Annotated in this window: 23 protein-coding genes; 12 read left to right on the top strand and 11 right to left on the bottom strand. The window is 54.5% G+C overall.

Annotated elements, in window-relative coordinates:
• The first annotated feature begins 423 nt into the window (after positions 1 to 423).
• The gene (locus MIH18_RS02380; RefSeq protein WP_249008685.1) at positions 424 to 1914 is read left to right on the top strand and encodes a methyl-accepting chemotaxis protein; all 1491 of its coding nucleotides are present in this window, start codon (positions 424 to 426) and stop codon (positions 1912 to 1914) included.
• Positions 1915 to 1920: 6 nt separating this feature from the next.
• Complete coding sequence (locus tag MIH18_RS02375; protein WP_249008686.1) at positions 1921 to 3696, top strand: bifunctional diguanylate cyclase/phosphodiesterase; 1776 nt, start codon at positions 1921 to 1923, stop codon at positions 3694 to 3696.
• Between the two features lie 57 nt (positions 3697 to 3753).
• Here the strand turns inward: MIH18_RS02375 and MIH18_RS02370 are convergent, their stop codons facing one another.
• On the bottom strand, positions 3754 to 4443 hold the full coding sequence (locus MIH18_RS02370; RefSeq protein ID WP_249008687.1) for a haloacid dehalogenase type II: 690 nt from the start codon (positions 4441 to 4443) through the stop codon (positions 3754 to 3756).
• A gap of 45 nt (positions 4444 to 4488) precedes the next feature.
• Complete coding sequence (locus MIH18_RS02365; protein WP_249008688.1) at positions 4489 to 5253, bottom strand: murein L,D-transpeptidase catalytic domain family protein; 765 nt, start codon at positions 5251 to 5253, stop codon at positions 4489 to 4491.
• 171 nt (positions 5254 to 5424) lie between these two features.
• Here MIH18_RS02365 and MIH18_RS02360 point away from each other — a divergent pair, with 171 nt between their 5' ends.
• Positions 5425 to 7125: a L,D-transpeptidase family protein gene (locus MIH18_RS02360; protein ID WP_249008689.1), complete on the top strand. Its 1701-nt coding sequence runs from the start codon at positions 5425 to 5427 to the stop codon at positions 7123 to 7125.
• Here MIH18_RS02360 and MIH18_RS02355 read toward each other — a convergent pair.
• Positions 7052 to 7915 (bottom strand): LysR substrate-binding domain-containing protein, encoded by an 864-nt coding sequence (locus MIH18_RS02355; protein ID WP_249013790.1) that lies wholly within the window; start codon positions 7913 to 7915, stop codon positions 7052 to 7054. The two genes, MIH18_RS02360 and MIH18_RS02355, sit on opposite strands and share 74 nt — an antisense overlap.
• 114 nt (positions 7916 to 8029) lie before the next feature.
• On the opposite strand from MIH18_RS02355, the gene MIH18_RS02350 reads away from it, so the two are divergent.
• On the top strand, positions 8030 to 8956 hold the full coding sequence (locus MIH18_RS02350) for a DMT family transporter (protein ID WP_249008691.1): 927 nt from the start codon (positions 8030 to 8032) through the stop codon (positions 8954 to 8956).
• Positions 8957 to 8994: 38 nt separating this feature from the next.
• On the opposite strand, the gene MIH18_RS02345 is transcribed toward MIH18_RS02350, so the two are convergent.
• Positions 8995 to 9630 (bottom strand): YceI family protein, encoded by a 636-nt coding sequence (locus MIH18_RS02345; RefSeq protein ID WP_249008692.1) that lies wholly within the window; start codon positions 9628 to 9630, stop codon positions 8995 to 8997.
• A gap of 13 nt (positions 9631 to 9643) precedes the next feature.
• Positions 9644 to 10387: a CDP-alcohol phosphatidyltransferase family protein gene (locus MIH18_RS02340; RefSeq protein WP_249008693.1), complete on the bottom strand. Its 744-nt coding sequence runs from the start codon at positions 10385 to 10387 to the stop codon at positions 9644 to 9646.
• Between the two features lie 64 nt (positions 10388 to 10451).
• Here MIH18_RS02340 and MIH18_RS02335 point away from each other — a divergent pair, with 64 nt between their 5' ends.
• The 4 genes from MIH18_RS02335 (at position 10452) to MIH18_RS02320 (ending at position 14880) form a co-directional block, all read left to right on the top strand.
• Positions 10452 to 11465 carry a zinc-binding alcohol dehydrogenase gene (locus MIH18_RS02335; protein WP_249008694.1) on the top strand — a complete coding sequence of 338 codons (1014 nt, stop codon included), beginning with the start codon at positions 10452 to 10454 and terminating at the stop codon, positions 11463 to 11465.
• A gap of 82 nt (positions 11466 to 11547) precedes the next feature.
• Positions 11548 to 11946, top strand: a complete 399-nt coding sequence (locus MIH18_RS02330; protein WP_249008695.1) for a 6-carboxytetrahydropterin synthase — start codon at positions 11548 to 11550, stop codon at positions 11944 to 11946.
• Positions 11933 to 13924: a glycosyltransferase family 4 protein gene (locus MIH18_RS02325; RefSeq protein ID WP_249013789.1), complete on the top strand. Its 1992-nt coding sequence runs from the start codon at positions 11933 to 11935 to the stop codon at positions 13922 to 13924. Before MIH18_RS02330 ends, MIH18_RS02325 begins: the two co-directional genes overlap by 14 nt.
• A 2-nt stretch (positions 13925 to 13926) precedes the next feature.
• On the top strand, positions 13927 to 14880 hold the full coding sequence (locus tag MIH18_RS02320) for a lysylphosphatidylglycerol synthase transmembrane domain-containing protein (protein ID WP_249013788.1): 954 nt from the start codon (positions 13927 to 13929) through the stop codon (positions 14878 to 14880).
• Here MIH18_RS02320 and MIH18_RS02315 read toward each other — a convergent pair.
• From MIH18_RS02315 to MIH18_RS02290, 6 genes are all read right to left on the bottom strand, one after another.
• Complete coding sequence (locus tag MIH18_RS02315; protein ID WP_249013787.1) at positions 14855 to 15748, bottom strand: RibD family protein; 894 nt, start codon at positions 15746 to 15748, stop codon at positions 14855 to 14857. The genes MIH18_RS02320 and MIH18_RS02315 overlap by 26 nt on opposite strands.
• A gap of 97 nt (positions 15749 to 15845) precedes the next feature.
• A complete protein-coding gene (locus MIH18_RS02310) occupies positions 15846 to 16793 on the bottom strand; it encodes an AEC family transporter (RefSeq protein ID WP_249014588.1) in 948 nt (315 codons plus the stop codon).
• Positions 16794 to 16856: 63 nt separating this feature from the next.
• Positions 16857 to 17201, bottom strand: coding sequence for an AzlD domain-containing protein (locus tag MIH18_RS02305; protein WP_249008699.1), 345 nt, complete (start codon positions 17199 to 17201; stop codon positions 16857 to 16859).
• Positions 17194 to 17907 carry an AzlC family ABC transporter permease gene (locus MIH18_RS02300; RefSeq protein ID WP_249008700.1) on the bottom strand — a complete coding sequence of 238 codons (714 nt, stop codon included), beginning with the start codon at positions 17905 to 17907 and terminating at the stop codon, positions 17194 to 17196. Before MIH18_RS02300 ends, MIH18_RS02305 begins: the two co-directional genes overlap by 8 nt.
• Before the next feature lie 126 nt (positions 17908 to 18033).
• Entirely contained in the window at positions 18034 to 19842 is a 1809-nt protein-coding gene (gene phaC, locus MIH18_RS02295) for a class I poly(R)-hydroxyalkanoic acid synthase (RefSeq protein ID WP_249013786.1), read from the bottom strand.
• Positions 19843 to 19930: 88 nt separating this feature from the next.
• Positions 19931 to 20269, bottom strand: coding sequence for a phasin family protein (locus tag MIH18_RS02290; RefSeq protein ID WP_249008702.1), 339 nt, complete (start codon positions 20267 to 20269; stop codon positions 19931 to 19933).
• A gap of 219 nt (positions 20270 to 20488) precedes the next feature.
• Between MIH18_RS02290 and MIH18_RS02285 the strand changes: the two genes are divergently transcribed.
• The 4 genes from MIH18_RS02285 to pgsA all read left to right on the top strand — a co-directional run bounded on the left by MIH18_RS02285 (position 20489) and on the right by pgsA (position 23894).
• Positions 20489 to 20749, top strand: coding sequence for a hypothetical protein (locus tag MIH18_RS02285; RefSeq protein WP_249008703.1), 261 nt, complete (start codon positions 20489 to 20491; stop codon positions 20747 to 20749).
• Between the two features lie 92 nt (positions 20750 to 20841).
• Positions 20842 to 21492 (top strand): UvrY/SirA/GacA family response regulator transcription factor, encoded by a 651-nt coding sequence (gene uvrY / locus MIH18_RS02280; protein WP_249008704.1) that lies wholly within the window; start codon positions 20842 to 20844, stop codon positions 21490 to 21492.
• A complete protein-coding gene (gene uvrC, locus MIH18_RS02275; protein WP_249013785.1) occupies positions 21476 to 23338 on the top strand; it encodes an excinuclease ABC subunit UvrC in 1863 nt (620 codons plus the stop codon). The genes uvrY and uvrC overlap by 17 nt, the downstream gene beginning before the upstream one ends.
• Positions 23339 to 23345: 7 nt before the next feature.
• Entirely contained in the window at positions 23346 to 23894 is a 549-nt protein-coding gene (gene pgsA, locus MIH18_RS02270; protein ID WP_249008706.1) for a CDP-diacylglycerol--glycerol-3-phosphate 3-phosphatidyltransferase, read from the top strand.
• The last annotated feature ends 9 nt before the right edge of the window (positions 23895 to 23903 follow it).

Below are 23903 nucleotides of genomic sequence, written 5' to 3'. Positions count from 1 at the left end.
TGAACTTCATGGCGTGGAGGGATTGGTCGTTTATCTCGTGCCGGCTATGGCGACACCCAATCCAACCCCACCTTCTACGATGAATTGTCGTACCTGCTCGCAGTTGGTTTGAACGGCAAGCTCTAGTCAGGCTGACTTGTGAAAGCCCCCCCCCTCCGCAGTTCATTGACGTCGCGCCTTTAAAGTATTGAAAGATTTGATTATATTTAAAGAATGGTTCTGGAACGCTCGCCACTGAAACAAAACTGTCATGATCATGACTTATGCTCAGCGTGAACGTTTCGAGAGGTAGTTCACGTTATGCGCCTTACCGTCCATCAGCGCTTAGTAGTGTTTTCCGGGTTTTGTTTAATAGCTCTTGTTGGTCTGACATGGCTTTCTATGTCAGTGGTACGGGAGGCTGAGGAGGCGACGGATCGACTCGTGCGAGAGCAGATGTCGGATGTCTGGCTGCTGACGGATTTAGATCGCAGCCATCGCCAACTCAAGGATCTTTCCTACAAAATTAAAGCTCAACTGCTGCTGTGGGATGAGATCAACGCACAGTTCGAAGAAACCTCGCTGGCGATAAAGGCGCAATGGCAGTCAGCTCTTGGTAACCCGCGCCTGCAAGGTTGGGCTGAGAAGAACACAGAGGCCCATCAAGCAGTTTTGAGCCTGCTTGTGGCTCTGAAAGAACCAATCGATGAAGCCAGTTATTATTCGGCCGGTAAAGTGGTGGACTTTCAGCTTTATCAAGCTCTTGATCCCATGCTTGAAGATATTGATGCCCGGCGTTCGGTTGGCCGCCAACAGGCGGAGGCAGGGTCTGCCGCGCTGGTCGAATTTCTCGAACAGCAACAACACTTGCTGGTTGGGGGGGCCCTTTTTGTCTTGCTTGGTATCCTGCTATTAACGTACTGGCTCCGCCGCACGGTGACCACCAGGCTTCAGTTGATCGCGGAACGTCTCCGATCCATGGAAGCCGCGTCAGACCTTTCCACCCCGCTGCCGATTTCAGGGGGTGATGAAGTTACGGCGGTGGCGCTAGCAATCAACGGTCTGATCGAAAAATTCAAACTGTTCGTGGGGGACGTCACAGACGCTGCGGCTGCCTTACAGCAGCGTTCAGCCAATCTGGATGAGCAGGCGGATGCCGTGCAGGCCTCGTCGCTACATAACACTCGCCAGATTCACGATGTGGTTTCATCAATGAGCGCCATTACGAATAGTGCGAGCCAGATTGAGCAATCGGCACAGCATTCCCGGACGCAGGTTACTGGCGCTGTGGAAGGCAACGATGATGTTCAGAATCAGCTGCGCGAGAGTGAGCGTGCCGCTGAACATGCGATTGAGGTTATCAATCGCGTGGCAGGAGCGATTGAGGCGCTTCACGGTTCCAGTAAAAAGATTGAACAGGTGATCGGCGTGATTGCGGACATCGCTGAGCAGACCAACCTGCTGGCCCTGAACGCAGCGATTGAGGCGGCCCGCGCCGGAGAGCAGGGTCGGGGTTTCGCCGTTGTGGCCGATGAAGTGCGAAGCCTGTCCCGCCGCACTGGTGAATCCACCAATCAGGTGCGTCAGTGGGTTAGCGAGCTTGTCACCCAGGTTAATAGTGCTAACGGCTTACTGGATGAGACCCGGGCAGCCGGTGGCGCTAACCGGGAGACGTTGGGAACACTCAAGACCCACCTGGTGGCACTTAAACAAACCTTTGATGATCTCAGCCATTTTAGCAATGAGGTAGACGAGGCAATTCACGTTCAACGGGATGAAATTGGCCGGGTGGGGCGGCGCGCGGATGCGCTGGGAGAAAGCTCTCAGGGTCTGGAACAGCATATCGGTCACACTAAAACGGTGAGCGATCAGTTGCGTGGGCAGTCAGAATCGCTGCGAGCCCTGATTTCTCGTTTCCAGATTCAGGGGGCATAACACAGAATGACAGCCGGTGACCAAGCGAGAGAGCTACAGCGCATTATTGATCAGCAGCTCATTTCAACGATGTTTCAACCCATTGTTGACTGTCAGAAAGGAACTGTTCTTGGCTATGAGGTACTTAGCCGGGGACCTTCGGACAGCCCGCTTCACGGGGCTCCCGCATTATTTCAGGCAGGAGAGCAATGCAAGCAGGTGATCAGCCTGGAACAGGCGTGTCTGCTGGAAGCCGGGCAAAGCTGCATTCGTCACGGAGTCAGCCACCTGGTTTTCGTGAATGTTTCACCGGGTCTGCTGCTACCGACAGAGCTCGCAGAGGATCGCTTGCAGTCTTTGTTGACGATGAACGGCCTCAAGCCGGAAAACGTGGTTATTGAACTATCCGAACGTTATCCGGCGGATAACCCGGAAGCGTTAAAGGCTCGATTGATTGCATTGAAAAAAAGGGGTTTCCGGGTTGCGATAGACGACCTGGGTACGGGTTATTCCGGGCTAAAACTCTGGTCTGAAATTCAGCCGGATTTTGTCAAAATTGACCGCCATTTTATTCGCGATGTTGATCGAGACCTGGTGAAAAAAGAGTTTGTTCGGTCCGTCATCAACCTCTGTGAAAGGCTGGGGTGCCGGCTGATTGCAGAAGGCGTTGAGACGGTTGCTGAGCTGACGCTGCTGCGCTCAATGGGAATTCATCTGATTCAGGGCTTCCTGCTGGGGCGCCCCAATCCGTTTCCTACTGCCGAATTGTCAGCACTGGACAACCCGGTTCCCGTCGGCGGGGGCCAGGCGACCTCGGATGCGGGATACCTCGGGCGCTACATCGTGCCACTTGCTCCAACGGCGTCACTGGGCGATGCCTGGCAAGTCTTGCAATCTTCGCCCTCCATATTTGCGTTGCCCGTGGTGGACAATGACCGGCCTCTCGGTCTGCTGCATAAATGGCGTGTAATGGAAGTGTTCAGCTCTACCTATGGCCGTGCACTTAATGAGACAAAGCCGGTGTCGAGTTTGACCGCCTACGATGCGCTTGTCGTGGAGCATGACGAATCTTTGGAAGCCGTCAGTCAGTCGCTTTTAGAGGACGACCTTCATTATCTCAAGCAGCATTTCATCGTGACCAGGAACGGCCTGTACATAGGGTTGGGTTCAACCCGGTCTCTGCTTCGTTTGATGACCCGGAGCCGGGTGGAACAGGCAAGACATGCCAATCCTCTTACTCAGTTGCCGGGGAATGTTCTGATTCAGCAGGAAGCCGTTTGCCGGCTTCAGCAAAACAATCCGTTCACCTGCATCTACTTCGATATTGACCACTTTAAGCCTTTCAATGACTTGCTGGGCTACAGCAAAGGTGATGAGGTGATCTTGTCGTTGGCACGACAACTGTGTGCGGTTTTCAATGGGGATAATGAGTGGGTCGGCCATATTGGCGGAGATGATTTTGTGGTATTTAGCGACCGACTTGAAAACCGAAAGCGCTGCGAAGAAGTGCAACAGCTTTTCGCCTCAGAGGCAGCGACGCGTTATCCGGAAGCGATACGTCAAGCGGGGTTCATAACCGGTGAAGATCGTGATGGCCAGCCAAGACAGTTCCCCCTTGTGGCTCTCTCAGCAGGAATCGTTGTTGCAGATAGCCGGGCATTTGGGTCCGCGGCAGATCTGGCAGCGACCGCAGCGGTTGCCAAGTCCAAGGCCAAGAAAGCAATAAGCGGGATCCAGATTGTAAGTAACATTTCGGCTCTAAACGAGATGCCTGATGAGCACAAAACGGCTCTTTTGGCCTGACGTGGTTTAAACGGCCCGACTGGCTTTGGTGCGACCGCCGGGCGTCTCTACAAGGTGCTACCGGCAGCTAATAATCTGATCGGCGAGGTCAGTCAGTTCTGCTGCAACCAGGTCGGGAAGGGGTACGCCAGGCGCCGTCAGAATAGCGTTGTAAGGGCGTGTTAAAAACGCACCGCGGCAACCGGCTGCCTGGGCGCCTATGGTGTCCCAAAGGTGACAGGCGACCAGGCACAAGTCTGAGGTCTCGACAGACAACGCCTTCGCGACCAGGCGATAGGTTTCAGGGGCGGGTTTGAATTTACCGGTCTCCTCGATGCTGAAGGTTCGCTCAAAAAAGTGACTTAATTCCGCCTTTTCCAGCGGGGTGGGCGAAGCGCCGCTGGCCGAGTTGGTCAGGGTTACCAGTCTGAAACCTGCATCGCGCAGCCGGGTAAGAGCGGGAATAGCGTCCGGATGCGCCGGCATTGTACTCATCCGCTTTTTCAGCTCCGCAATATCGTCATCCCCAATGTCCACCTGGTGAATGTCGGCGGTCATTCGCAATGCGCCCACGCCAAGCTCTCCAAAGGGCGTGTAAAGACCGGACAGAGTCATTGTCTGTGAATAAAGCACCAGTGCCGAAAACCATTCCCTCAGCACCTGTCGATCGCCGAACACGCGATGAAATAAAGGCTCCAGAGTCGTTATATCGAGAAGTGTTTCATTCACATCAAACACAATAATGGATGGAAACTTCTTGTTGGGCATGAGCATTCTCTTTTGGGTTACAGTATTAATCGCGGAGACGAGACATCAGTTCATGGCTAGTTGGGCATCTGTGCGTTTACAGCTTAAGAATTCAGACGTTGCCAACCACTCGGGATCCGGGTAGTAGGTAAACAGATACTGGTTTTCTTTCAGACTATCGATCAGTTTGATGGCGACTTCCTGGCGAACCGCGGGGCAGCCGTGGCTGCGCCCCAAACGCCCGGTTTGTTCTATGAAGTTCTCGCTGACGTAATCGGCACCGTGAATCACGATGGCCCGCTGGTAGGCCAGGTCGTTTACGCCTGCCTCCAAGCCTTCCAGGCGTAATGAATAGCCGTTGCGGCCACGATAGCTGTTAAGCGTGCGAAACAGGCCGATACTGGATTGATAGCTTTCCGGAATGTTCGAAAATGACTTGGCCTCGGCATTGCCCGAGCCCCGGCCATGGGAAACAAGCTCTTTAAATAGCAGTTTCTGGCGTTTCAAATCAAACACCCAGAGCCGCTGCTCAGTGGATGGCAATGAAAAATCAATGACGGCAAGCCTCTCGGCATCGGGTTGGGCGCAGGCCAGTGCCCGCGCTGCCAGGCGCAAGACTTGAGGATTGGCTTTTGGTGCCAGCTTTGCCAGCGTGTTGTTGAGGCGAGTTTGCTGGGCTGAAGGCGTTGCACTATTAGAAGTTGCAGTATTAACGGTCGCGTTTTTTGCTGGTTTGTGGGAGTTGGCGGCCATGGCATTGTGGCCCCCCAGAATTATTTGACTACACAAAGCTGCGCCGAGCAGCCATCGGTTTAAACGTATCATCGGCATTCAGAAAATCCGTATTAAAGGCAGGATCTTACCTGACGTTGGACTGTCTTACTGGTAATGGCGGATCATGCTGTCATTATAAAAGCGGAGCATCCGGTTTTCCGCAAGGTCCATTATTATAATGATAGAAGCTGAAATAGCCAGATTTCCGCTGGCACATGGAGGAACTGTATGCTAAGGCGCTATGCGCTAAGCCGCGTTTTGTTGCTGCTTGCATTGTGGCTGGGCGTTGCTTGCCACAGCGTGGCTGTGCAAGAAAACAGCGAACCAGACGAAGTTTTTGCGGTCTATCTATTGTCTGAAACCGAGGATTTACGCGCTTTTTACGCGGCCAGAGACGGTCGATTTGTGTGGCAGCACAGCGAATCAGTTGCGGCTTTTGCGGCTGCACTCAATACCCTGCAAAGTGATGGCCTGAATGTAGCCGACTATCAACCCGGCGCCATTATGGCGCGTTATCGTGAACTGCAGACACCGTATACGACAGCCGGTGATCGTCTGCGCTTTGAACTGTCAGTGAGCCGAATTCTGTTGACCGCGTTGACGCACCTGCAGCGCGGCAAGGTGGACCCATATCAAATTGATCCTCAGTGGGAAATACCGGTGTTGGCGCGCGCTTTGGATTATCAGGGGATTTCCGAGGCGGTAGATGCGCAGCGTTTTGAACAGGCGTTTTCCCTGGCACGGCCGTACGCTGCGCCCTACCAGCGCCTGCGTGCAGGGCTGGCATACTATCGCAATATCCAGATGGAAGGCGGCTGGCGGCAGTTGCCGCAACGGAGTCAGTCACTAAGGCCGGGCGATGTCGACGCCGATGTCCTTCTGTTGCGCCAGCGATTGGCGATGATAGGAGGCCCGGGCCTACAAAGCGCCATGCCTGCTGGCCAGCAGGACCTTCAGGCTGCGACTCTTCTTCAATATGATGAAACCCTGGTAGAGGCCGTGCGCCTTTTTCAGCAGCATCATCTGTTAGAGACTGACGGTATTGTGGGTCAACAAACCCGAGACGCGTTGAATGTTTCTGTTGACGACCGTATTAACCAGATTCGAGCCAACCTGGAGCGCGCTCGCTGGTTGTTACACGGCGAAGCCAGCGCTTTTATTCTGGTGGATATTGCCGGTTATCGCATCAGCTACTTTCGCCCCAACGGTAAAATCTGGCGTTCGCGGATTGTGGTTGGCCAGCCCTACCGCAGCACGCCGTCGCTGCGGTCCGAGATCACCCACTTAACCGCCAACCCAACCTGGACAGTGCCGCCGACCATTTATCGGGAAGACTCGTTGCCAAAAATCCGCGACGACATTGGCTATCTTTATCGCCAGAATTTGAGCGTGCTTAATCTTCGGGGGCAGCGCTTGGACCCGCAACAGATCGACTGGTGGAATCCCGGTAGCATTATGCTGCGCCAGGATCCGGGCCCGACGAACGCGCTGGGACAATTGGTTCTGCGTTTTCCTAACAATCACTCGGTGTACTTGCACGATACGCCTGCGCAGGCACTATTCGGGCGCCAGCAGCGGGCATTCAGCTCGGGTTGTATTCGGGTGCAAGGCATCACGGAGTTGGCACAACTGCTGTTTGACGACACCGACACGGCTGCGGATGTAAAAGCATTAATTGCGACTGGAGACACTCGCAATATTAACCTGCGGCGCGCGATGCCGGTCATATTGCATTATTGGACGGTACACCCGGGCGAAGACGGCGAGCTGGTGTTCCGCCCGGATATTTATCGACAAGATGCCAGATTACAGCAGGCACTTGACCAGCCTTTGGAGCCGCAGGGCTGGTTCGAGTTTACTCATTTGACGCCAAGTGAGTTCGTATCAGGTCCGCCAGTTGACGTGCCGGTTCCGATGGCCGTCCAATAGAGCGGTGCAGGGCGATTTCAACGGATTGTAACGCTGGCATGCCACTGCGCTCGTCAATCACCCGCAGTTGATCGGTTAGCATGTTGCGGGTTACCACAACCACCGCCAAACCGGCTACTACAACCGGTAAAAGGCCGGTCATGGATTGGCTGGAATAGGCCATGCGCCAGCTCCGGCCTGCAGAGGCCAGCGACGCTTCAGCAACATCACGAAACACGTCTGCGCCCGGCGAATAAAGCGCCAGCGGTATCGGGTCGGCCAATGATGGCTGCGCGGTGGCGCCAACGGCCCATACCAGCGGTTCGCGGCGAATCACTTCACCGCCCGGTGAACGCACCTGGCGCGTTACCACCGCCATATCCAGATCGCCATCCTGTACCTGCTTCACCAGATCAACGCTGGAGCGGCAAATAACCTGTAACTGAATCGCCGGATATCGCTGACTGAAGTGCGATAACACGGAGGTCAACAAAAAGGCATAATCCTCGGGAATGCCCAGGCTCAGCTCGCCGGAAATCTGCCGGCGCTGAACGTCGTCTACCGCTTCACTGTTCAACGCCAGCATTTTCCGCGCGTACCCCACCAGCTTTTGCCCCTCCGCTGTCAGGCGAATTTTACGCCCTGCGGGTTCATGCAGGGCAACGTCCAATGATGCTTCCAGCCGGCGCAGCTGCATGCTCACAGCCGATTGTGTGTAAGCCAGGCGTTCAGCCGCCGCGGTCACGCTGCCGGCGTCGGCAATCGCGACCAGCGTGTGCAACATGTTCAAATCCAAAATGCGCCGTTTCAAATCATCAATTCCTGTTAGGTTATCAATCAAAAAATGTCGATTTTGTGATGTGTTGAAAGTGTATAGGGTTAAGCCCTGTCTTGCTAATTCACCAGCGCAAAGGGAGCACTAACCGTGAGCAGCCACTTCATTGCTTTACATCAACCTCTTTACGTCAGCGTTTTTGCGGCGCTTGTTGCCGTTGTTCTATGGGCGATCGCGCCGCTGCTGGTGGATATCGCAAGCGCGGTACCTCCGTTTCGGCTGGCAACAATTGCTCTGTTAAGTGGTGCTGTGGCGGCTTTGCCCACGACGTTGTGCAAGCGCAAAAAAGCGCAAATTAAACCCATGCAATTAACGCTGTCGTTCAAGTGGAAACTGGTGATTTACGGATTGGTACCTGCGCTGATTTTTGGCGCTGTGGCAAGTTATCTGGTGGGAATGGGTAAGGCGCCTGCTGCGGAGGCTGCGTTGATTACGTACACCTGGCCCATACTGTTTATTGTGCTCAGCCAATGGATGTTTCATCGGCGTATTCCATTGCCAGTCATCGTCGGGGCCGGTATTGCATTTTGTGGCGCAGCGGTCTTGATAGGGCCCGATTCTCTAGGATCAGGCGCTAGCGCCCATTACTCCGGTTATGCACTGGCACTGTTGGCCGCTTGTTGCTGGGCCTTGTATTCGTGGATTTGCCAGGCGGCACCGGTGGCAATTACACCGTTGATGCCATTGCTGTTTCTGGTTGCAGGCGCCGGAGCGGCAACCGCTGACACCTTGGCTGGAAGCGCACCGGGAATGCCTACCGGTGGCGCATTGTTGGCCGGCATCGCTCTTGGCCTTGGGCCTTATGGGCTTGCTATGGTGGCTTGGGATTTGGCTTTGCGCACCGGGCCTACTGCGTTGATTGGCAGCTTGGCTTACGCGGTGCCGGTATTGGCCGCGGTGCTGTTGGTTGTTGCCGGCATTGCCGCCCCGGACTGGCGTTTGCCGGTGGCGGCGTTGCTGGTAGTGGCGGGCTCATTGGTGGCGTCGATGAAATATGGCCGCCAACAATCGGCCTAGATTTAATCACGCTATTATCAACCCGCTTAGAACCAAACTTATTGCTTGATAGCTTCAAAACCAAAACGCAGGGTAACTTCGTCGCCCACCATGTCGCCATCAAGGCCGTAGGTCATGCCCCATTCGCTGCGTTTCAGGCTGGTTTCGGCGCTAATGCCCAGCGTGTATTCCTCGTGCCCGAACGGGTAAACCGCCGATTTGTTGAGTGTTACGTTTAACACAACCGGATTGGTTTGGCCGAGCATGGCCAGGTCTCCAGTGACCTGGCCAGTGTTATCGCCGGTGGTGTTGAAATCGGTCACAGTGAAAACGATGTCGGGGTGCTTGGAACTGTCGAGGAAGTCTTTTTTGGTGACGTGCTCATCGCGCTTTTTGTGATTGGTAAACACACTGTCGCTTTTAAATATCAGTTTGCCGGAACTAAGCTCTCGGGTTTCTTCATCATAGACAAATTCACCTTCTATCTCGCGGAACATGCCCATCACCGGGGCATAGCCGACGTGCATAATTTCAAACACCATGGAAAAGTGCTCATCATCAACCTTGAAATTGGTCGGCTCAGCGTGAACCAGCGGGGCTGAAGCCAAACAAGCCGGCACTAGAACAGCGGTAGCAATTCGGCGCAAGGATAGGAAAGCGATTTTGGAAGTACGGTTTTTCTCAATGTGTTTCATGTTGTTCTCTCCATTATCTTCTCCGTTGATAGAGCCAATATATGTCTAGAAAAAACGACCAGGTTAACAGTAACAGCGCCGTTGCCAGCGACACGCTGACAAGCAGGGAAGGCGCTGGCGGCACAATCGCCACCATTAACGTGACAATCTGCCATACGCACACTGTTTTGCGGCGAAAGCTCGGCGGTAGCGGCTGGTTCATCCAGGGCAGAGCCCAGGCAGCCGCCACAAAGCCATAACGCATCAGGCCCAGCGCCAGCACCCAGGCGCCAGCTTTGCCAATGGCGAAAACCATCAGGCACAGGCCAAGAATAAACAGGGCGTCCAGTTCCATATCGAATCTGGCGCCGAACTCACTGGCGCTGTTGGTGCGCCGCGCCAGTTGGCCGTCTACGCCGTCCAGTATAAGTGCCAACAAAGCTGCAACGGCATACCACCAAAGGTTGTTAACCGACAGTTTAGCGCCTGCGGCCACAGCGCAGGCAATGGCAATCAACACAATGATCATGCAACCGCGCAGCAGAGTTGCCCGATTGGCCCAGCCAAAATTTAGGTGTGACGGCCAGCGTGTCAGCACACTCGCTACAATAGCACCATAAAGAATGATGGTTACCGCAGTGGCCAGCGTGGCTGCTGCCCGGGTTGACGCAACAGGTGGAATCACCAGTGCAAACAAAACCGCCATTACAACGGCACTCCACAGCAGGTCCATCCATGGCGCAAGGCCCTGCGCCCGCGCTTGGGGTGCTGAATTCATCAGTGAACTCCATCAAGAAATCTGTAGACTGTTTAGCTTTTAGTATAGACACAAGGAGTACTGGATGAGTTCCATAAATGATGGCTCATCGCACACAGCGACACGGGCATTCTGGATTACCGCCGCTGGCGAAGGGAAAATACTGAACACGGTTCTGAATAGTCCGCCAGGCACGAATGCAAGTACCAAAGACAATGAGGTAACGGTGCAATCGTTGTACTCCGGTGTCAGCCGTGGCACCGAATCTCTGGTGTTTCACGGCCGAGTGCCTGCCAGCGAATACCAGAGTATGCGCGCACCTTTTCAGCAGGGAGATTTCCCTTGGCCGGTCAAATACGGCTATGCCAATGTTGGACGGGTTGTTAGCGGCCCCGAGGCGCTAGCCGACAAGACGGTCTTTTGTCTGTACCCCCATCAGCAGCGTTATAAAGTGCCTGCCGCGGCCGTTATGCCTTTGCCGCCGGGGTTACCTGCGGCTCGTGCGATTCTGGCTGCTAATATGGAGACCGCCGTAAATGGCCTTTGGGATGCCATGCCGGGCGTGGGCGACCGTATTGCGGTGGTGGGCTTAGGGGTTGTTGGCTTGCTTGTAGCCTGGTTAGCCAGCCGCATACCTGGAACCCGGGTAGTCGCTTTGGACACCAACCCGGGTCGCGAGGCAGTGGCGCGCAAGCTGGGCTTAACCTTTGCCAGCCAAAGCAGCGCGGATGATTTTGACCTGGTGATTCATGCCAGTGGCCAAAGCGCCGGCTTGGCAACAGCTCTAGGCTTGGCAGGTCCGGAGGCAACAGTGGTGGAAATGAGCTGGTACGGCGACCAGCCCGTTAACGCACCCCTGGGCGCGGCCTTTCATCCCCGTCGCCTGACCCTGAAATCCAGCCAGGTGGGTGGGATTAACCCGCTTCGCCAGCCGCGCTGGGATTATCGCCGTCGCCTGACGCTGGCTCTGGATTTACTGCAAGATCCGGTGTTGGACGCTTTGATCAGCGCAGAAACCCCGTTCGAGAAAATGCCGCAAACCATGGCGCAAATTCTTGCCCCGGGTGATGATACGTTATGCCATCGAATTCGTTATTAGTCATAGTTCGTTACAGATAGCTCTTCATAGACAGTTCTGCACAGTAGGCTATTCACTTTAGGCTTTGCCAAAGGAGATTTAAATGTACAGCCTGACCGTTCGCGATCACATCATGATTGCCCACAGTTTTAACGGCGAAATTTTTGGGCCGGCTCAGAAAACCCACGGCGCTACTTATATCGTTGACGTTAGCTTTGAGCGTAAGACGCTCGACCATGACGATTTGATTGTGGACATTGGCCTGGCTTCGGAGCAGCTGAAAGCATTGCTGGCGGAGTTCAACATGAAAAATCTGGACGACGTGGAGGAATTTGAAGGCCGCAATACCACCACCGAATTTATGGCAAAAGTCATATTCGAACGACTTGCCACAGCAATTCGGGCCGGCCAGCTGGGGGAGTCAGGCAAGGGTGTTGAAAGCGTAAAGGTAACCTTGGCGGAATCCCATATTGCGTGGGCCAGCTACCATGGCGACATTTGAATCCAGCCACGAACTGCTGTTTGTTGTGCCGGGTGATCCGCAACAGAACACCGGTGGTTATCGCTACGTGCGCGAGTTAGTAGCCGCGCTAAACAAAGCCTGCGCGTTAAATCAGCCCGGTACAAGCGCACGAATAACCGGGTTGCCCGGCCAATTTCCGCAGCCCGACACCGTGGCATTGTCTGCCATGAACGAGTTGCTTGCGAGTGCGGCAGAGCAGTCTTGGGTGGTGCTCGACGGACTTGCCATGAGCGCCATGCCAGAAATACTGGAAGCACACCGGTCGAGGCTGAATCTGGTCGCGTTGATTCACCATCCGCTGGCCGATGAAACCGGCCTGAGCTCGCAGCAGCAAGCCTGGTTTTTTGCTGCTGAAAAGCGGGCGCTGGCGGCGGTGCCCCATGTTATAACCACCAGCCGCTTCACTGCAGAACGCCTTCGGGGCTTTGACGTGGCGCCAGACCGAATCCACGTTGCTGAACCGGGGGTTGAAAAGCGTGCGTCTGCTGCGCCGGAACACTCTGCTAATGGCAGGGCTGAAGGTGCGAAAACGATACGGTTGTTATGCGTCGCGCAACTGTCGCCGCGTAAGGCCCAGCATCAGTTGGTCGAAGCTCTTTCCGGGTTGAAGGAGCTGCCATGGCAGTGCGTTTTGGCGGGCGCTTGTGACCGCGATCCGCACTACGCCGAGCAGGTGCGCCAGCAGATTCAGCAGGCTGGTTTGTGTTCGCGTATTACGCTGACCGGCGAGGTGGATGGCGATGCGCTGGCAGCGCTTTACAACAACACCGACGTTTTTGTGTTGCCGTCGCTGTATGAAGGTTATGGCATGGTAATTGATGAAGCACTGGGTGTTGGTTTGCCGATTATTTCCTCAAACGGTGGCGCTTTATTGCACACCGCCGATCGCCCCGGCGTTGCGATGTACCACGCGGGGGATGTGGCAGCGTTGCGTGAACGTTTGGTTATTTGGATAACCAACCCTGACGTCCTTGCGCAAGCCCGCCTTAGTGCCGAATCCGAGTCGCGGCTTGTGCGCACCTGGGCTGATACAGCCGCTGCTTTTACGGCCGCGCTTGCCCATTTTCAAAGTCATCACCCACATACCGAGTTCAGCGCTGACTGGCTCAGCCTGCGGCAGCCGGCGGATTATAAGGCGCGGTCGCATAACCTTAATACCATGTTGCGTGATTGGCTAAAACAGCAATCGGGCGACCAAGTTGAGCCACTTCCGCCAACGCTGGTCGATCTGGGGACCGGGCTGGGGTCCAATGCCGGGTATTTGGCCAAGGTACTTGATAGCCCGCAGACGTGGCTTTTGATCGACCAGGACACGGGTCTGTTGGCAGCCGCAGCAGCGCGACTAGAGCCGCTGGGCCTGAGCGTTGAAACCCGGGCTTTACAGCTGTTACCACAGACGTTTGCCGGGCTATTACCCACACAGACACGCCTGGTGACTGCATCGGCGCTGATTGACCTTGTGTCGGCCGAATGGTTGCAGGCGCTGGTGAAAGAAGTCGCGGACAAACGCGCGGCCCTATTGGTTGTGCTGAGCTACGCCGGACGCTTCGAACTTATCCCCCAGCACCCTGATGACGACCTGCTGCGCGTACTGGTTAATCAACATCAGCACGGCGACAAAGGCCTGGGAGGGGCACTGGGGCCAAGCGCCACCGCAACGCTGACCGCAGAACTACAAAGCTGTGGTTATGAGGTGCACATCGCCGCCAGTGACTGGCAGCTGGGTATGGATGCAGGTGAACGTGAAGGTGATGGTGCAGATGAAGGTAAAGAGCATGCTGAGCTGGCGCGCCAGCTGATGCGCGGTTGGGTCAATGCCGCCATCCAGCAGGATTCGGATCAAAGCGCGCGCTTAAGGGTCTGGTTTGACGCCAGAGAACGGCAGCTGGGCACAGGGGAGTTGCGCATTAAAGTGTGCCATGAGGATCTGCTCGCGTTGCCGCCAAGGGTCGGGTAGCGATGTCTGCTACGGCAAAAAAGGGTGGGCGGGGCAGCGCTGCCTGGCGATGGCTGACGAGTGCAATTTTGCTTGGCACACTTTTTCTGTTGGTGGATACCACGGCCCTTTGGCGGGAGTTGCAACGAATTCCGCTCTGGGTGGTACTACCGGCCGTTTTACTGAGCGTGGTTCAGGTCGTCATTTCTTCCTGGCGCTGGCGTTACACCGGCAAACGCCTTGGCTTGAGCATCGGCTTAGGTGATGCCGTGCAGGAATATTACCTGGCCACGTTTATAAACCAGGTTTTACCCGGCGGCATTCTGGGGGATGTGAGCCGTGCGCTGCGCCACGGCGCCAAAGCCGGCAAACGACAAAAAGCGGCCCACGCGGTGGCGATTGAACGGTTGTCTGGGCAACTGGTTTTGGCGCTGATGGTTGGCCTGGGCCTGGTCGTGCTTTGGCAGGCAAATGTGTTCAAACCGTCGCTGGTGGGCTCTTCTGCTGCAATTGGCTGGCTGCCCATTATTTTGCTGCTGGCAATAGCGTGCGGTTTGCTGTTACTACGACGGTACAACGCCCGATTCAAATCTTACCTTTTGGCCTTCCGTGACGACGTGCACCAGGCGTTGTTCAGCTGGCCAGCTTTGCCGCTGCAGCTGATATCCTCGCTGTTGGTTATGGCCAGTTATCTTGCGGTTTTTTTATTGCTGGCGGTGGCTGCGGATTACGTCAACAGTGCCGCTGCAGCGGCTGTCATTCTGGCTCTGTGCACAGTGTTATTACTGAGTATGGTCGTACCATTGACCGTGGCCGGTTGGGGAATCCGCGAGGGCGCCGCGGCTTTGTTGTGGCCACTGGCGGGGCTGCCGGCCGAGCAGGGCGTGGCGCTCAGTGTTGGCTACGGTGCGCTGGTGTTTATCGGCAGTTGCCCCGGCGCCCTGGTGCTGCTTAAAGGCGGCCGCGATTTGAGTTGAATTCCAGGGCAAACAGCATATCGGAACCCAAATTGACCATGGTTGCCTGGGGCCGCAACGCATCGTCGAGTTGATCAATTTCGGGCAGTGTAAACGCTGGCCGACCGCTACCGATGATTATTGGCGCCACCATCACGTGCAATCGGTCCAGCAATTGCGCGTTCAGAAATGCCGATACAGTCACTCCCCCACCTTCTATGAATATTTTGTGCAAACCAAAATCTGCCAGCACTGCCAGTATCTGCGCGGGGCAAACGGGTTGTTGGTTGTGACCCAGGCAAGGAACTTCTAAAACACCCCGTTGCAGCTTGGGTTTCGGGCCGGGTTGGTAATCGCCGGCGATCAGCCGAAGCGTTGGGGCTGCGTTGTCGGTAAACAAGTGATGACTGGCGGGCACCCGGCGGCGGCGGTCGATAACCACCCGAATCGGATTGTCACCAGAGGTGCGTCTGACCGTAAGCTGGGGGTTGTCGGCCACGGCCGTTCCTGCACCCACCACAACCGCGTCTGATAACGCCCTTATGCGATGTAAGTGGGTAATGCCATCGTCACCATTGATGAATCTTGAATGGCCACTCACCGTGGCAATGCGGCCGTCCAGGCTTTGGCCTAATTGTCCGATAACCGATGTGGTCTGCCCCGCTGCCAATGGGCTTGCCAGCGGTAAAAACAAGTCAAACAGCCGCTGTGCCTGTTCGTTGGCAGGCCGCAACAAGCGCCAGTTCCCGCCGGCTTCAGACAAGGCAAGCGCGGGCACGGTGCTGTTTGGGACAGGCAAAATAACGTTGGCACAATCCCGAGCCTGCAGTATAAGTTGCCAGGCTAGGTGGTTGTCCAGAAGTGGGGAATCCATAACCAGTCTATTCATAGCCATTCTATCCATAACCAGTCGGTCCATAGCCAATCGGTCCGGTTGCGTTGGCTTTATCTAAACAGGGAAAGCGCGCAAGGTACACCCGCCCACGCTAAATAATGCCGGAACTGCGCAAAACAAATACCCCTACTGTAACGGTTACACTGGCAAACAAAGTGGTCAATCCGATAATGTTTGCGGCCAGGCGGTCGTTCCCCCCTAACGCTTTAACCATCACAAAACTGGCGGCTGCCGTCGGGCTGGCAAAAAACAGGAACATTAAGCCCAGTTCCGCGCCGCGAAAGCCCCAGAGCCACGCCGCTGTTGTGGCCAGCGCCGGAAGCGTTACCATTTTCATCAGGCTGGCGCCCATCGCCGTGCGGCTGTCGATGCGAATGGAGCTCAGTGATACGGTCGCGCCAATGCACATAAGCGCCAGCGGCAAGGTAAGCGAGGCAAAGTAATCCCCCGATGTCATTACCCAGGCGGGCAGTTCCAGATTCAGCGCGGCGACTGGAATGGAAATAACCACTGAAATAATCAGCGGATTGCGCAAAATACTATGGAAGATTTTTCCTGGGCTGGCGCTTTGGCCTTGCTGATAGGCCAGCAGTACCACCACAGACAAGACGTTGTAGGAAATAATCACCAGGCCCAGCAGAATGCCACCGGCAGACAAACCATAATCGCCGTACAGATTGGCCGCTAGAGCCAGCCCCACGACGCCACAGTTGCCGCGGAATGCCCCCTGCACGTAAACACCTCGGTTTTCCCGACGCACGCGGAAGTGCGCCCACACCCAGGCCAGGCCAAAGGTGCCAACGGTCGCCATCAAAAAGAACACAAGCAAACCGGGATTCAGAGCGATGCTCAGATCCGCACGGGTAATGCTCAGAAAAATCAGCGTTGGCAATGTTGCTTTGAACACCAGGGCCGAAGCGGTATTGACGAACGCATCATCTATCCAATTAACGCGGCGCAGCCCCATGCCAATAAAGACCATGATGAATACCGGCAGTGTGGTTTCCAGGGTTCGGGCAAAGTTATCCAGCAATTCCATAGAGGTGTTTTCCAATGATTCCGGCCCGGTCATTCAGAACGCTATGACTCAGAACGCTATGACTCAGAACAGACCGGCCTGTTGAATGGCCATATACGGAAGGGTACCCGCAGCGATAGACAGCAGGGCATTGCGGCGCCAAAGGTGAACCAACGCCACCAGAACGCCGGGGATTAGTGCGTCCAGACCAACAACCGGTACCGACCATGTCGCCGAACGTTGTAAAAATATGATAGCCAGCAACGCCATAACAGCGGCGGGTAAATAGCGCCCCAGGTGTTTGATGAGGGGGTGTTCGGTATGGCGCTCGAAAAATACAAACGGAATGATGCGGGTGGCGAACGTTGCTAGCACCGTTACTGCTATAAAACTGGACAGATAGTAGTTTTGAAACAGGTTCTCAGCCATGAGTTGCCTCCCCGCTGCGATTGCGGGCCAGAGTGTCTCTGTGGCGGCGGTATTGCAGTAACAATACCAGTGAAACAATCACAATAGCTCCGATGAGTTGGTGCGGTGCTGGTAGGACGGCCATAGCCACCCCGGCGGCCAGAGCACCCAGCCAGAGCGGGAAGGTTTCACCCAGGGCTTTGTACTGCTCAATAGTTAGCACAATGAACAGCGCGATCAGCGCAAATTCAATGCCGGTGCTGTTGAAGGCAACGCTGTGCCCCAAAAACCCACCGGCTGCACAGCCAACTACCCAGTACAACTGGTTCAGTAGGGTAATGCGAAAATCCGTATGCAACTCCTGCTCACGGGTTTCGGTGCGCTGGCGGCTGGTGAGAAGCGAGTAAGTTTCATCGGTCAGGCCGAATATCAAATACAGCTTGCGCCAGCCAGCGCCGCGAAATTGCCCTAACAAAGACAAGCCATAAAACAAATGCCGGGCGTTGAGCACAAACATTGCAATAAATACCTCCAGCAATCCGGCATGGGCGGCCAGCAAACTGACAGCCAGTATTTGCCCTGCACCGGCGTAAACCAGCACGCCCATTAGCGGGGCTATCCACCATGGGTAATCAAGCTGTGTGGCAAACAGCACGCCAAACGCCATGCCCAGCGGCAAATAGCCGAATAGGATTGGCAGGGTGAGTCGAAACGCAGAGGGAGTCATTAGCATCCAAACTATTTTAGAGGCGGCCATGATAGTCAATTTAAAGCCCAGATTGAAGAACCAAAAAACCGCGACGAAGCATAAGCTTCGCCGCGGTTTTCGGGTGGATCACTTCATACTCTACGATCAGCTTTTCGCCGCATCCGCTGCGCGGACTTTCACGTAGCTGCCAGGGGCATCTTCCAACGCCTTCAGCTTACCGTCGCCTGGGACGCGGGCAGGAACCTGGTCGCCTTGATACTGCGCCAGCCACTCAACCCAGTGCGGCCACCATGAACCAGGGTGCTGCTCGGCTTCTGCCAGCCAGTCGTCCGGATTTTCTGGCAATGTATCCACATTATTGGTCCAAAAACCGTACTTTTCTTTGTACGGTGGGTTAATAATGCCGGCAATGTGGCCGGAGCCGCCCAGCAAGAACTTCACTTTTCCGCCGTGAGCCTGAGCGCCGGCGTAGCAGGATTTCCACTTGGCAATGTGATCCTGGCGTGCGGCTATGAACATAGACGGCACGTCAATATCCTGCAGATTATTGGTCTCGCCACAGAATGTCAGCGAATCCGGTTGCACCAGTCGGTTGTTCAGATACATTTCACGCAGATAAGGTCCGTGCAGAGCCGCGGGCAGGTTAGTGCCATCGGTGTTCCAGTACAGCAGGTCAAAGGCCGCTGGTTTTTCGCCTTTCAGGTAGTTTTTGGTCCAGAAAGACCAGAACAACTCGTTTTCCCGCAGCAGATTGAAGGTGAAGGCCATCGCGCGGCCATCCAGGAAGCCCTTCTTGTTCATCATCTTCTCGATGCCCGCAAGCGAACGATCGTTGATGTAAATGCTGATGCCGCCTGGATCAGTGAAGTCCAGCAGCGTGGTAAAGTAGGTAACGCTGACGGTTGGTTTGCGGCCTTTTTTCTTCAACCAAGAAAGGGTTGATGCCACCAGGGTGCCACCAACGCAGTAGCCAATAAGGTTCATTTTCGCTTCGCCGGTCGCTTTGGTAACGTTGTCCATCGCCGCTACCACGCCTTTCTGCATGTAGTCGTCCCACACCAGGTCTCTCTGGCTGGGCCCCGGGTTTAGCCAGGAAACAACAAATACGGTTTGACCCTGATTAACCAACCACTGAATAAACGAGTTGCGAGCGGTCAAGTCCAGAATGTAAAACTTGTTGATCCAGGGCGGCACGATTAACATCGGGCGCTTTGCTACGGTTTCTGTTGTCGCGGTGTACTGAATCAGCTGAATCAGTTCGTTCTGAAATACAACTTTGCCTGGCGTCGTGGCCAGGTTGCCACCGACCTCAAACGCAGAACGGTCGGTCATACCGACGTTGAACAGCTTCGGGTTCTGGCGGTAGTCGTCAATGAATTGCTTGCCACCCGTTACCAGGTTTTTGCCTTTGCTTTCCCAGGTAATGCGCAGGGCTTCCGGGTTAGTGACCAGGAAGTTAGCAGGGGACAGCGCACTGGTGACCTGGCGCGCGTAAAAAAGCATTTGGTCGCGGGTGTCTTTGGGCAGGTTGTCCATGCCCTCTAGCCAATCTTGAAATGCTTGGGAGTTGATCAGATAAGCTTGTAACAGCAAATCAAAGGGCAAGTGCTTGGACCAGTCCTCAGCTTGAAAACGGCGGTCGTCTGATTCCGGGCTAGCCACTGCGTCCTGATCTTTACCCATTGCGCGGCTAAACGTATAGGAACCAAGCGCCAGATATTTGCGCAGCAAGTCGCTTTCTGCCGAAATCGTGCGCAACGGATTCTTGGCAACATCGGCGGCCATGGCCTTATAAATATCCGACATTTCTCCCATCATTGACAAGGTGGTTGGGCTGACCAAGCCTTTATCGCCCAGCATTTTTGCCAGTCGCTCTTGACCACGACGCACATTAGTGTCGACGACACCCGCCACTAATTTTTTGGTTTTACTTAATTTCTCCATTCCCAGCATGCAGAATTCCTCAAACGAAACAAGAACAGCCGGTCAAGCATTAGAGCCTGACCGACCGCAAAAATCTTAGTTTTTAAACTAGGCGCAATTAACTTTTTTGCGTGCCCGCTTTGCCTTTTTGTGTGGCAGACTCATCCGCACTGGCTATGGATTTTTGCACTTTTTCGCGCGCTTCGCTGGAATAATCCTGCCATGCTTTCATGTCGGCAGTAAATTGCTCGTTCAACGCTTTCAGCGTCTCGCTTTGCTCAGAAGCCAGACTCTTCAGGCCGTCCAGATCACGAACCTCAGAGGCTTTTTTTGCCTGGCTCAGTGCCATTTCGGAATAGCGTTGAAATGCATTCATTTGCATCTCGGCGGCTTTGCCTAATTGCTCCAGCAAGGTTTCGTTCAGGCGGCTCGCTTTTTCGAATATATCGTTAGACATATTAAAACTCCTTTGTGGTTGGAATCAATAAAGAAACACACTTTGTATTACCGTATAATAACTTTACGCAAAAAGTGAATACCGTGAATTCATCCTTTTATTCTTTGCCATAGTATACATGCAACTAATCAAATGACGATTAAAACAATATATGGTTTTTACGAGCGTACGCCAATTAGACCTTCGATATTTATGAATCACTGACTGAGGTTTTAAATAATGAACGAGTCGCGTTCTACCGTATCTGAACAGGACCCGCGAGAAGAACTATTTGTTGTACCTGCCGATTTGCTGGCCGACGACCAGATACAGGGTCTTGTTGAAGAATACTGCACCCGCTATCACGGCCTGAACGATCAGGAAAATCCTCTGGGGGAAACCAGTAGGGTCAAGGCTGCGGTCGACAAGGGGGAGCTGGTTGTGTGGTTTGATCCAGTCACCAATACCGCCAGTTTGGACAGGCCGCAGGCCCATCATTGACAGCGTTTCGTCACGGTCGGTTGCCTATCGTGATTCGGCGTTAAACGTTACAATTGCGGCTTGAATGTTAACAGCTGTGTGTGAGGTGCATATTGATCAGAGTGTTACTGGTAGACGACCATGACCTGGTTCGATCAGGGATTTCACGCATGCTGTCTGACAACCCGGACATCGAGGTAATCGGCGAGGCTAAAAATGGTGAAGATGCCATTGAACAGGTGCGCCGTAACCCACCCGATGTGGTATTGATGGACATCCGCATGCCAGGTATTGGTGGTCTTGAAGCAACCCGCAAAATTCTGCGATTGAATGACGCCGTTCGGGTAGTCGTGGTAACCGGTTGTGCAGATAACCCGTATCCGGTTCGGGTTATGGAGGCCGGTGCGTCCGGCTATATTACCAAGTGCGCCGATATCCGCGAGATCATTCGTGCTGTGCGCAAAGCCCACGCCGGACAGCGCTACATCAGCCCGGAAATTGCGCAGCAAATGGCGTTGGGGCAGAGCAATGAAGATCACCCGGAACTGACGTTGTTCAAACGTCTTTCCGAGCGGGAACGTGAAATAGCGTTGATGGTGGTGAATTGCAGAAAGGTTCAGGACATATCCGACGCACTTTGCCTGAGCCCGAAAACCGTCAATACCTACCGTTACCGCGTGTTTGAAAAACTTGGTATTTCCAGTGATGTTGAGCTGGCCCTCATGGTTGTACGCCTCGGGTTTCACGATGCCAGTATCGTCTGATGTGGCCGCCCCTTCGGCGGCGCCTTTTGATAGCCGGCACTTCCTCAAGCAACTTACCGAAAGGCCAGGCGTTTACCGGATGTTCGACGCCGCCGGCTCGGTGCTGTATGTGGGTAAAGCGCGCAATCTGAAAAACCGGGTTAGCAGCTACTTCCGTAACAGCGGCCTGGCGCCAAAAACCCAGGCTTTGGTGGCAAAAATCTGTTCCATTGAAGTCACCATAACCGGCAGCGAAACCGAAGCTTTGCTGCTGGAGCAGAATCTGATCAAGTCGTTGCGGCCGCCTTACAACATATTGCTGCGGGATGATAAATCTTACCCCTACATATATGTATCCGCGCACCAGGATTATCCCTCACTGACCTTTCGCCGGGGCCGTACGAAAAAAGGTGGCGGAACCTGGTTTGGGCCTTTTCCCAGCTCGGGCGCGGTTAAAGAAAGCCTTAATGTGTTACAAAAAGTATTCCGCATAAGATCCTGTAATGAAAGCTATTTTAGGAACCGAAACCGACCTTGCCTGCAATATCAGATCAATCGATGCACCGCGCCCTGTGTGGGCTATATCTCGCCAGAGGACTACCAGCAGGATATACGCCGAGCAGCGATGTTTCTTGAGGGCAAGAACCCGGTAGTAATTGAGGATCTGATGCAGGCTATGGAAACGGCCGCGGCAGAACTGAATTTTGAAAAGGCCGCCGCTTACCGCGATCAGATGAACCACCTGCGACATGTTCAGGAGCAGCAGTCGGTTGATGGTGAAGGCGGCGATGCCGATGTGATCGCCATAACCCAAGACGCGGGCATCGTATGTGTGGTGGTCATTATTGTGCGCGGTGGCAGAGTGCTGGGTACCAAAGACTACTTTCCGAGATTTATCATTGAGCAGTCTGACGGCGAATTGCTGGGAGCGTTTTTGGGCCAGTACTATTTTGCCGAAAACACCCGTCGCGAGATTCCCCAGGATATTTTGGTGAGCTCTGAACCCGAGGGCATGGCGCTGTTAGCAGAAGCTTTGTCAGAGGCAGCCAAGCGAGACACCCGCATTCGTGGTAATGTGCGCGGCGAGCGTAGGCGTTGGTTAGAGCTGGCGCAAACCAACGCCCGCCAGACGCTGCTGACGCACCTGGCCAGCAAGGAAACTGCATACCGCCGCTTATTGGCGCTAAAAGACCTATTGGACCTGGCAGAAACGCCGGCGCGCATGGAATGTTTTGATGTCAGCCACAGTCATGGCGAAAATACAGTGGCGTCTTGCGTGGTATTCGACGAAAACGGCCCATTGAAAAGCGATTACCGGCTCTACAATATTGAGGGTATCACCGGCGGCGATGACTACGCCGCTATGCGCCAGGTTCTGACCCGTCGCTACAAGCGATTGGTAGCCGGAGAAGGCAAACGGCCCTCATTGGTGTTTATTGACGGCGGCATAGGTCAGCTTAATATTGCCCGTGAAGTCTTTGAATCGTTGGAAATTACAGACATTCCACTGATTGGCGTTGCAAAAGGCGCCGCCCGACGGGCGGGCATGGAGCAGTTGATCGATGCGGTTACCGGACGGGTGTTTCGGGTGCCAGCAGATTCACCCGGGCTGCACTTGATTCAGCACATTCGCGATGAATCACACCGTTTCGCAATTACCGGCCATCGCGCACGCCGTGATAAAAAGCGCCGCCAGTCTACCCTTGAGGGAATCGAAGGTGTAGGTCCAAAGCGCCGGCGGGATCTGATACGTTACTTTGGTGGCATCCAAGAGCTGCGCAAAGCCGGCATTGAAGAAATGATTAAAATTCCGGGCATCAGCAAAGCTCTGGCTGAAACCATTTACGCAGCATTGCACGACGAATAGGCACCGAATGAACATACCGAATATTCTCACTCTATCGCGCATCGTGATGATTCCGGTGTTTGTTTTTATCTTTTACATGCCGGTGCAATGGAGCTACCTGGTCAGCGCAGCTATTTTTTCACTGGCCGCCGTAACGGATTGGCTAGATGGTTATCTGGCGCGCAAACTGAATCAAAGCACGCCCTTCGGCGCCTTTCTGGATCCGGTCGCTGATAAACTTATGGTAGCTGTGGCTCTGGCGGTGCTTATTGAAGAGCATGCGGCGTTAATTCTGACGTTACCTGCAATCATTATTATTAGCCGCGAGATTGTAATTTCTGCACTGCGGGAATGGATGGCAGAAATCGGCAGCCGCGCCAGCGTAGCGGTGTCTTACATTGGTAAAATTAAGACCGTTGCTCAGATGGCCGCGATTATCGGACTGCTGGCTTTCCCGCCTGGTGTGGTTCAATCCGACATTGCAATCGGGTTGCTGTATGTCGCCGCCGGGCTGACATTGTGGTCTATGGGGTTATATTTGAAGGCGGCCTGGCCGGACCTGTTTCCGCGCAAATAAGCGTTCAAG

The organism is Marinobacter sp. M3C (assembly GCF_023311895.1).
In the GTDB taxonomy this organism is placed as follows: domain Bacteria; phylum Pseudomonadota; class Gammaproteobacteria; order Pseudomonadales; family Oleiphilaceae; genus Marinobacter.
Note: the sequence above shows the minus strand (reverse complement) of the source record. Positions and strands in the feature narration are given on the sequence as shown.

Coding starts and splice junctions, on each gene's coding strand:
- MIH18_RS02285 (WP_249008703.1), top strand. CDS start 20,489: ATGAACGAGTCGCGTTCTACCGTATCTGAACAGGACCCGCGAGAAGAA.
- MIH18_RS02315 (WP_249013787.1), bottom strand. CDS start 15,748: ATGAATAGACTGGTTATGGATTCCCCACTTCTGGACAACCACCTAGCC.
- MIH18_RS02375 (WP_249008686.1), top strand. CDS start 1,921: ATGACAGCCGGTGACCAAGCGAGAGAGCTACAGCGCATTATTGATCAG.
- MIH18_RS02340 (WP_249008693.1), bottom strand. CDS start 10,387: ATGAATTCAGCACCCCAAGCGCGGGCGCAGGGCCTTGCGCCATGGATG.
- MIH18_RS02320 (WP_249013788.1), top strand. CDS start 13,927: ATGTCTGCTACGGCAAAAAAGGGTGGGCGGGGCAGCGCTGCCTGGCGA.
- MIH18_RS02325 (WP_249013789.1), top strand. CDS start 11,933: ATGGCGACATTTGAATCCAGCCACGAACTGCTGTTTGTTGTGCCGGGT.
- MIH18_RS02360 (WP_249008689.1), top strand. CDS start 5,425: ATGCTAAGGCGCTATGCGCTAAGCCGCGTTTTGTTGCTGCTTGCATTG.
- uvrC (WP_249013785.1), top strand. CDS start 21,476: ATGCCAGTATCGTCTGATGTGGCCGCCCCTTCGGCGGCGCCTTTTGAT.
- phaC (WP_249013786.1), bottom strand. CDS start 19,842: ATGCTGGGAATGGAGAAATTAAGTAAAACCAAAAAATTAGTGGCGGGT.
- MIH18_RS02345 (WP_249008692.1), bottom strand. CDS start 9,630: ATGAAACACATTGAGAAAAACCGTACTTCCAAAATCGCTTTCCTATCC.
- pgsA (WP_249008706.1), top strand. CDS start 23,346: ATGAACATACCGAATATTCTCACTCTATCGCGCATCGTGATGATTCCG.
- MIH18_RS02300 (WP_249008700.1), bottom strand. CDS start 17,907: ATGACTCCCTCTGCGTTTCGACTCACCCTGCCAATCCTATTCGGCTAT.
- MIH18_RS02305 (WP_249008699.1), bottom strand. CDS start 17,201: ATGGCTGAGAACCTGTTTCAAAACTACTATCTGTCCAGTTTTATAGCA.
- MIH18_RS02290 (WP_249008702.1), bottom strand. CDS start 20,269: ATGTCTAACGATATATTCGAAAAAGCGAGCCGCCTGAACGAAACCTTG.
- MIH18_RS02370 (WP_249008687.1), bottom strand. CDS start 4,443: ATGCCCAACAAGAAGTTTCCATCCATTATTGTGTTTGATGTGAATGAA.
- MIH18_RS02365 (WP_249008688.1), bottom strand. CDS start 5,253: ATGCCGATGATACGTTTAAACCGATGGCTGCTCGGCGCAGCTTTGTGT.
- MIH18_RS02330 (WP_249008695.1), top strand. CDS start 11,548: ATGTACAGCCTGACCGTTCGCGATCACATCATGATTGCCCACAGTTTT.
- MIH18_RS02335 (WP_249008694.1), top strand. CDS start 10,452: ATGAGTTCCATAAATGATGGCTCATCGCACACAGCGACACGGGCATTC.
- MIH18_RS02310 (WP_249014588.1), bottom strand. CDS start 16,793: ATGGAATTGCTGGATAACTTTGCCCGAACCCTGGAAACCACACTGCCG.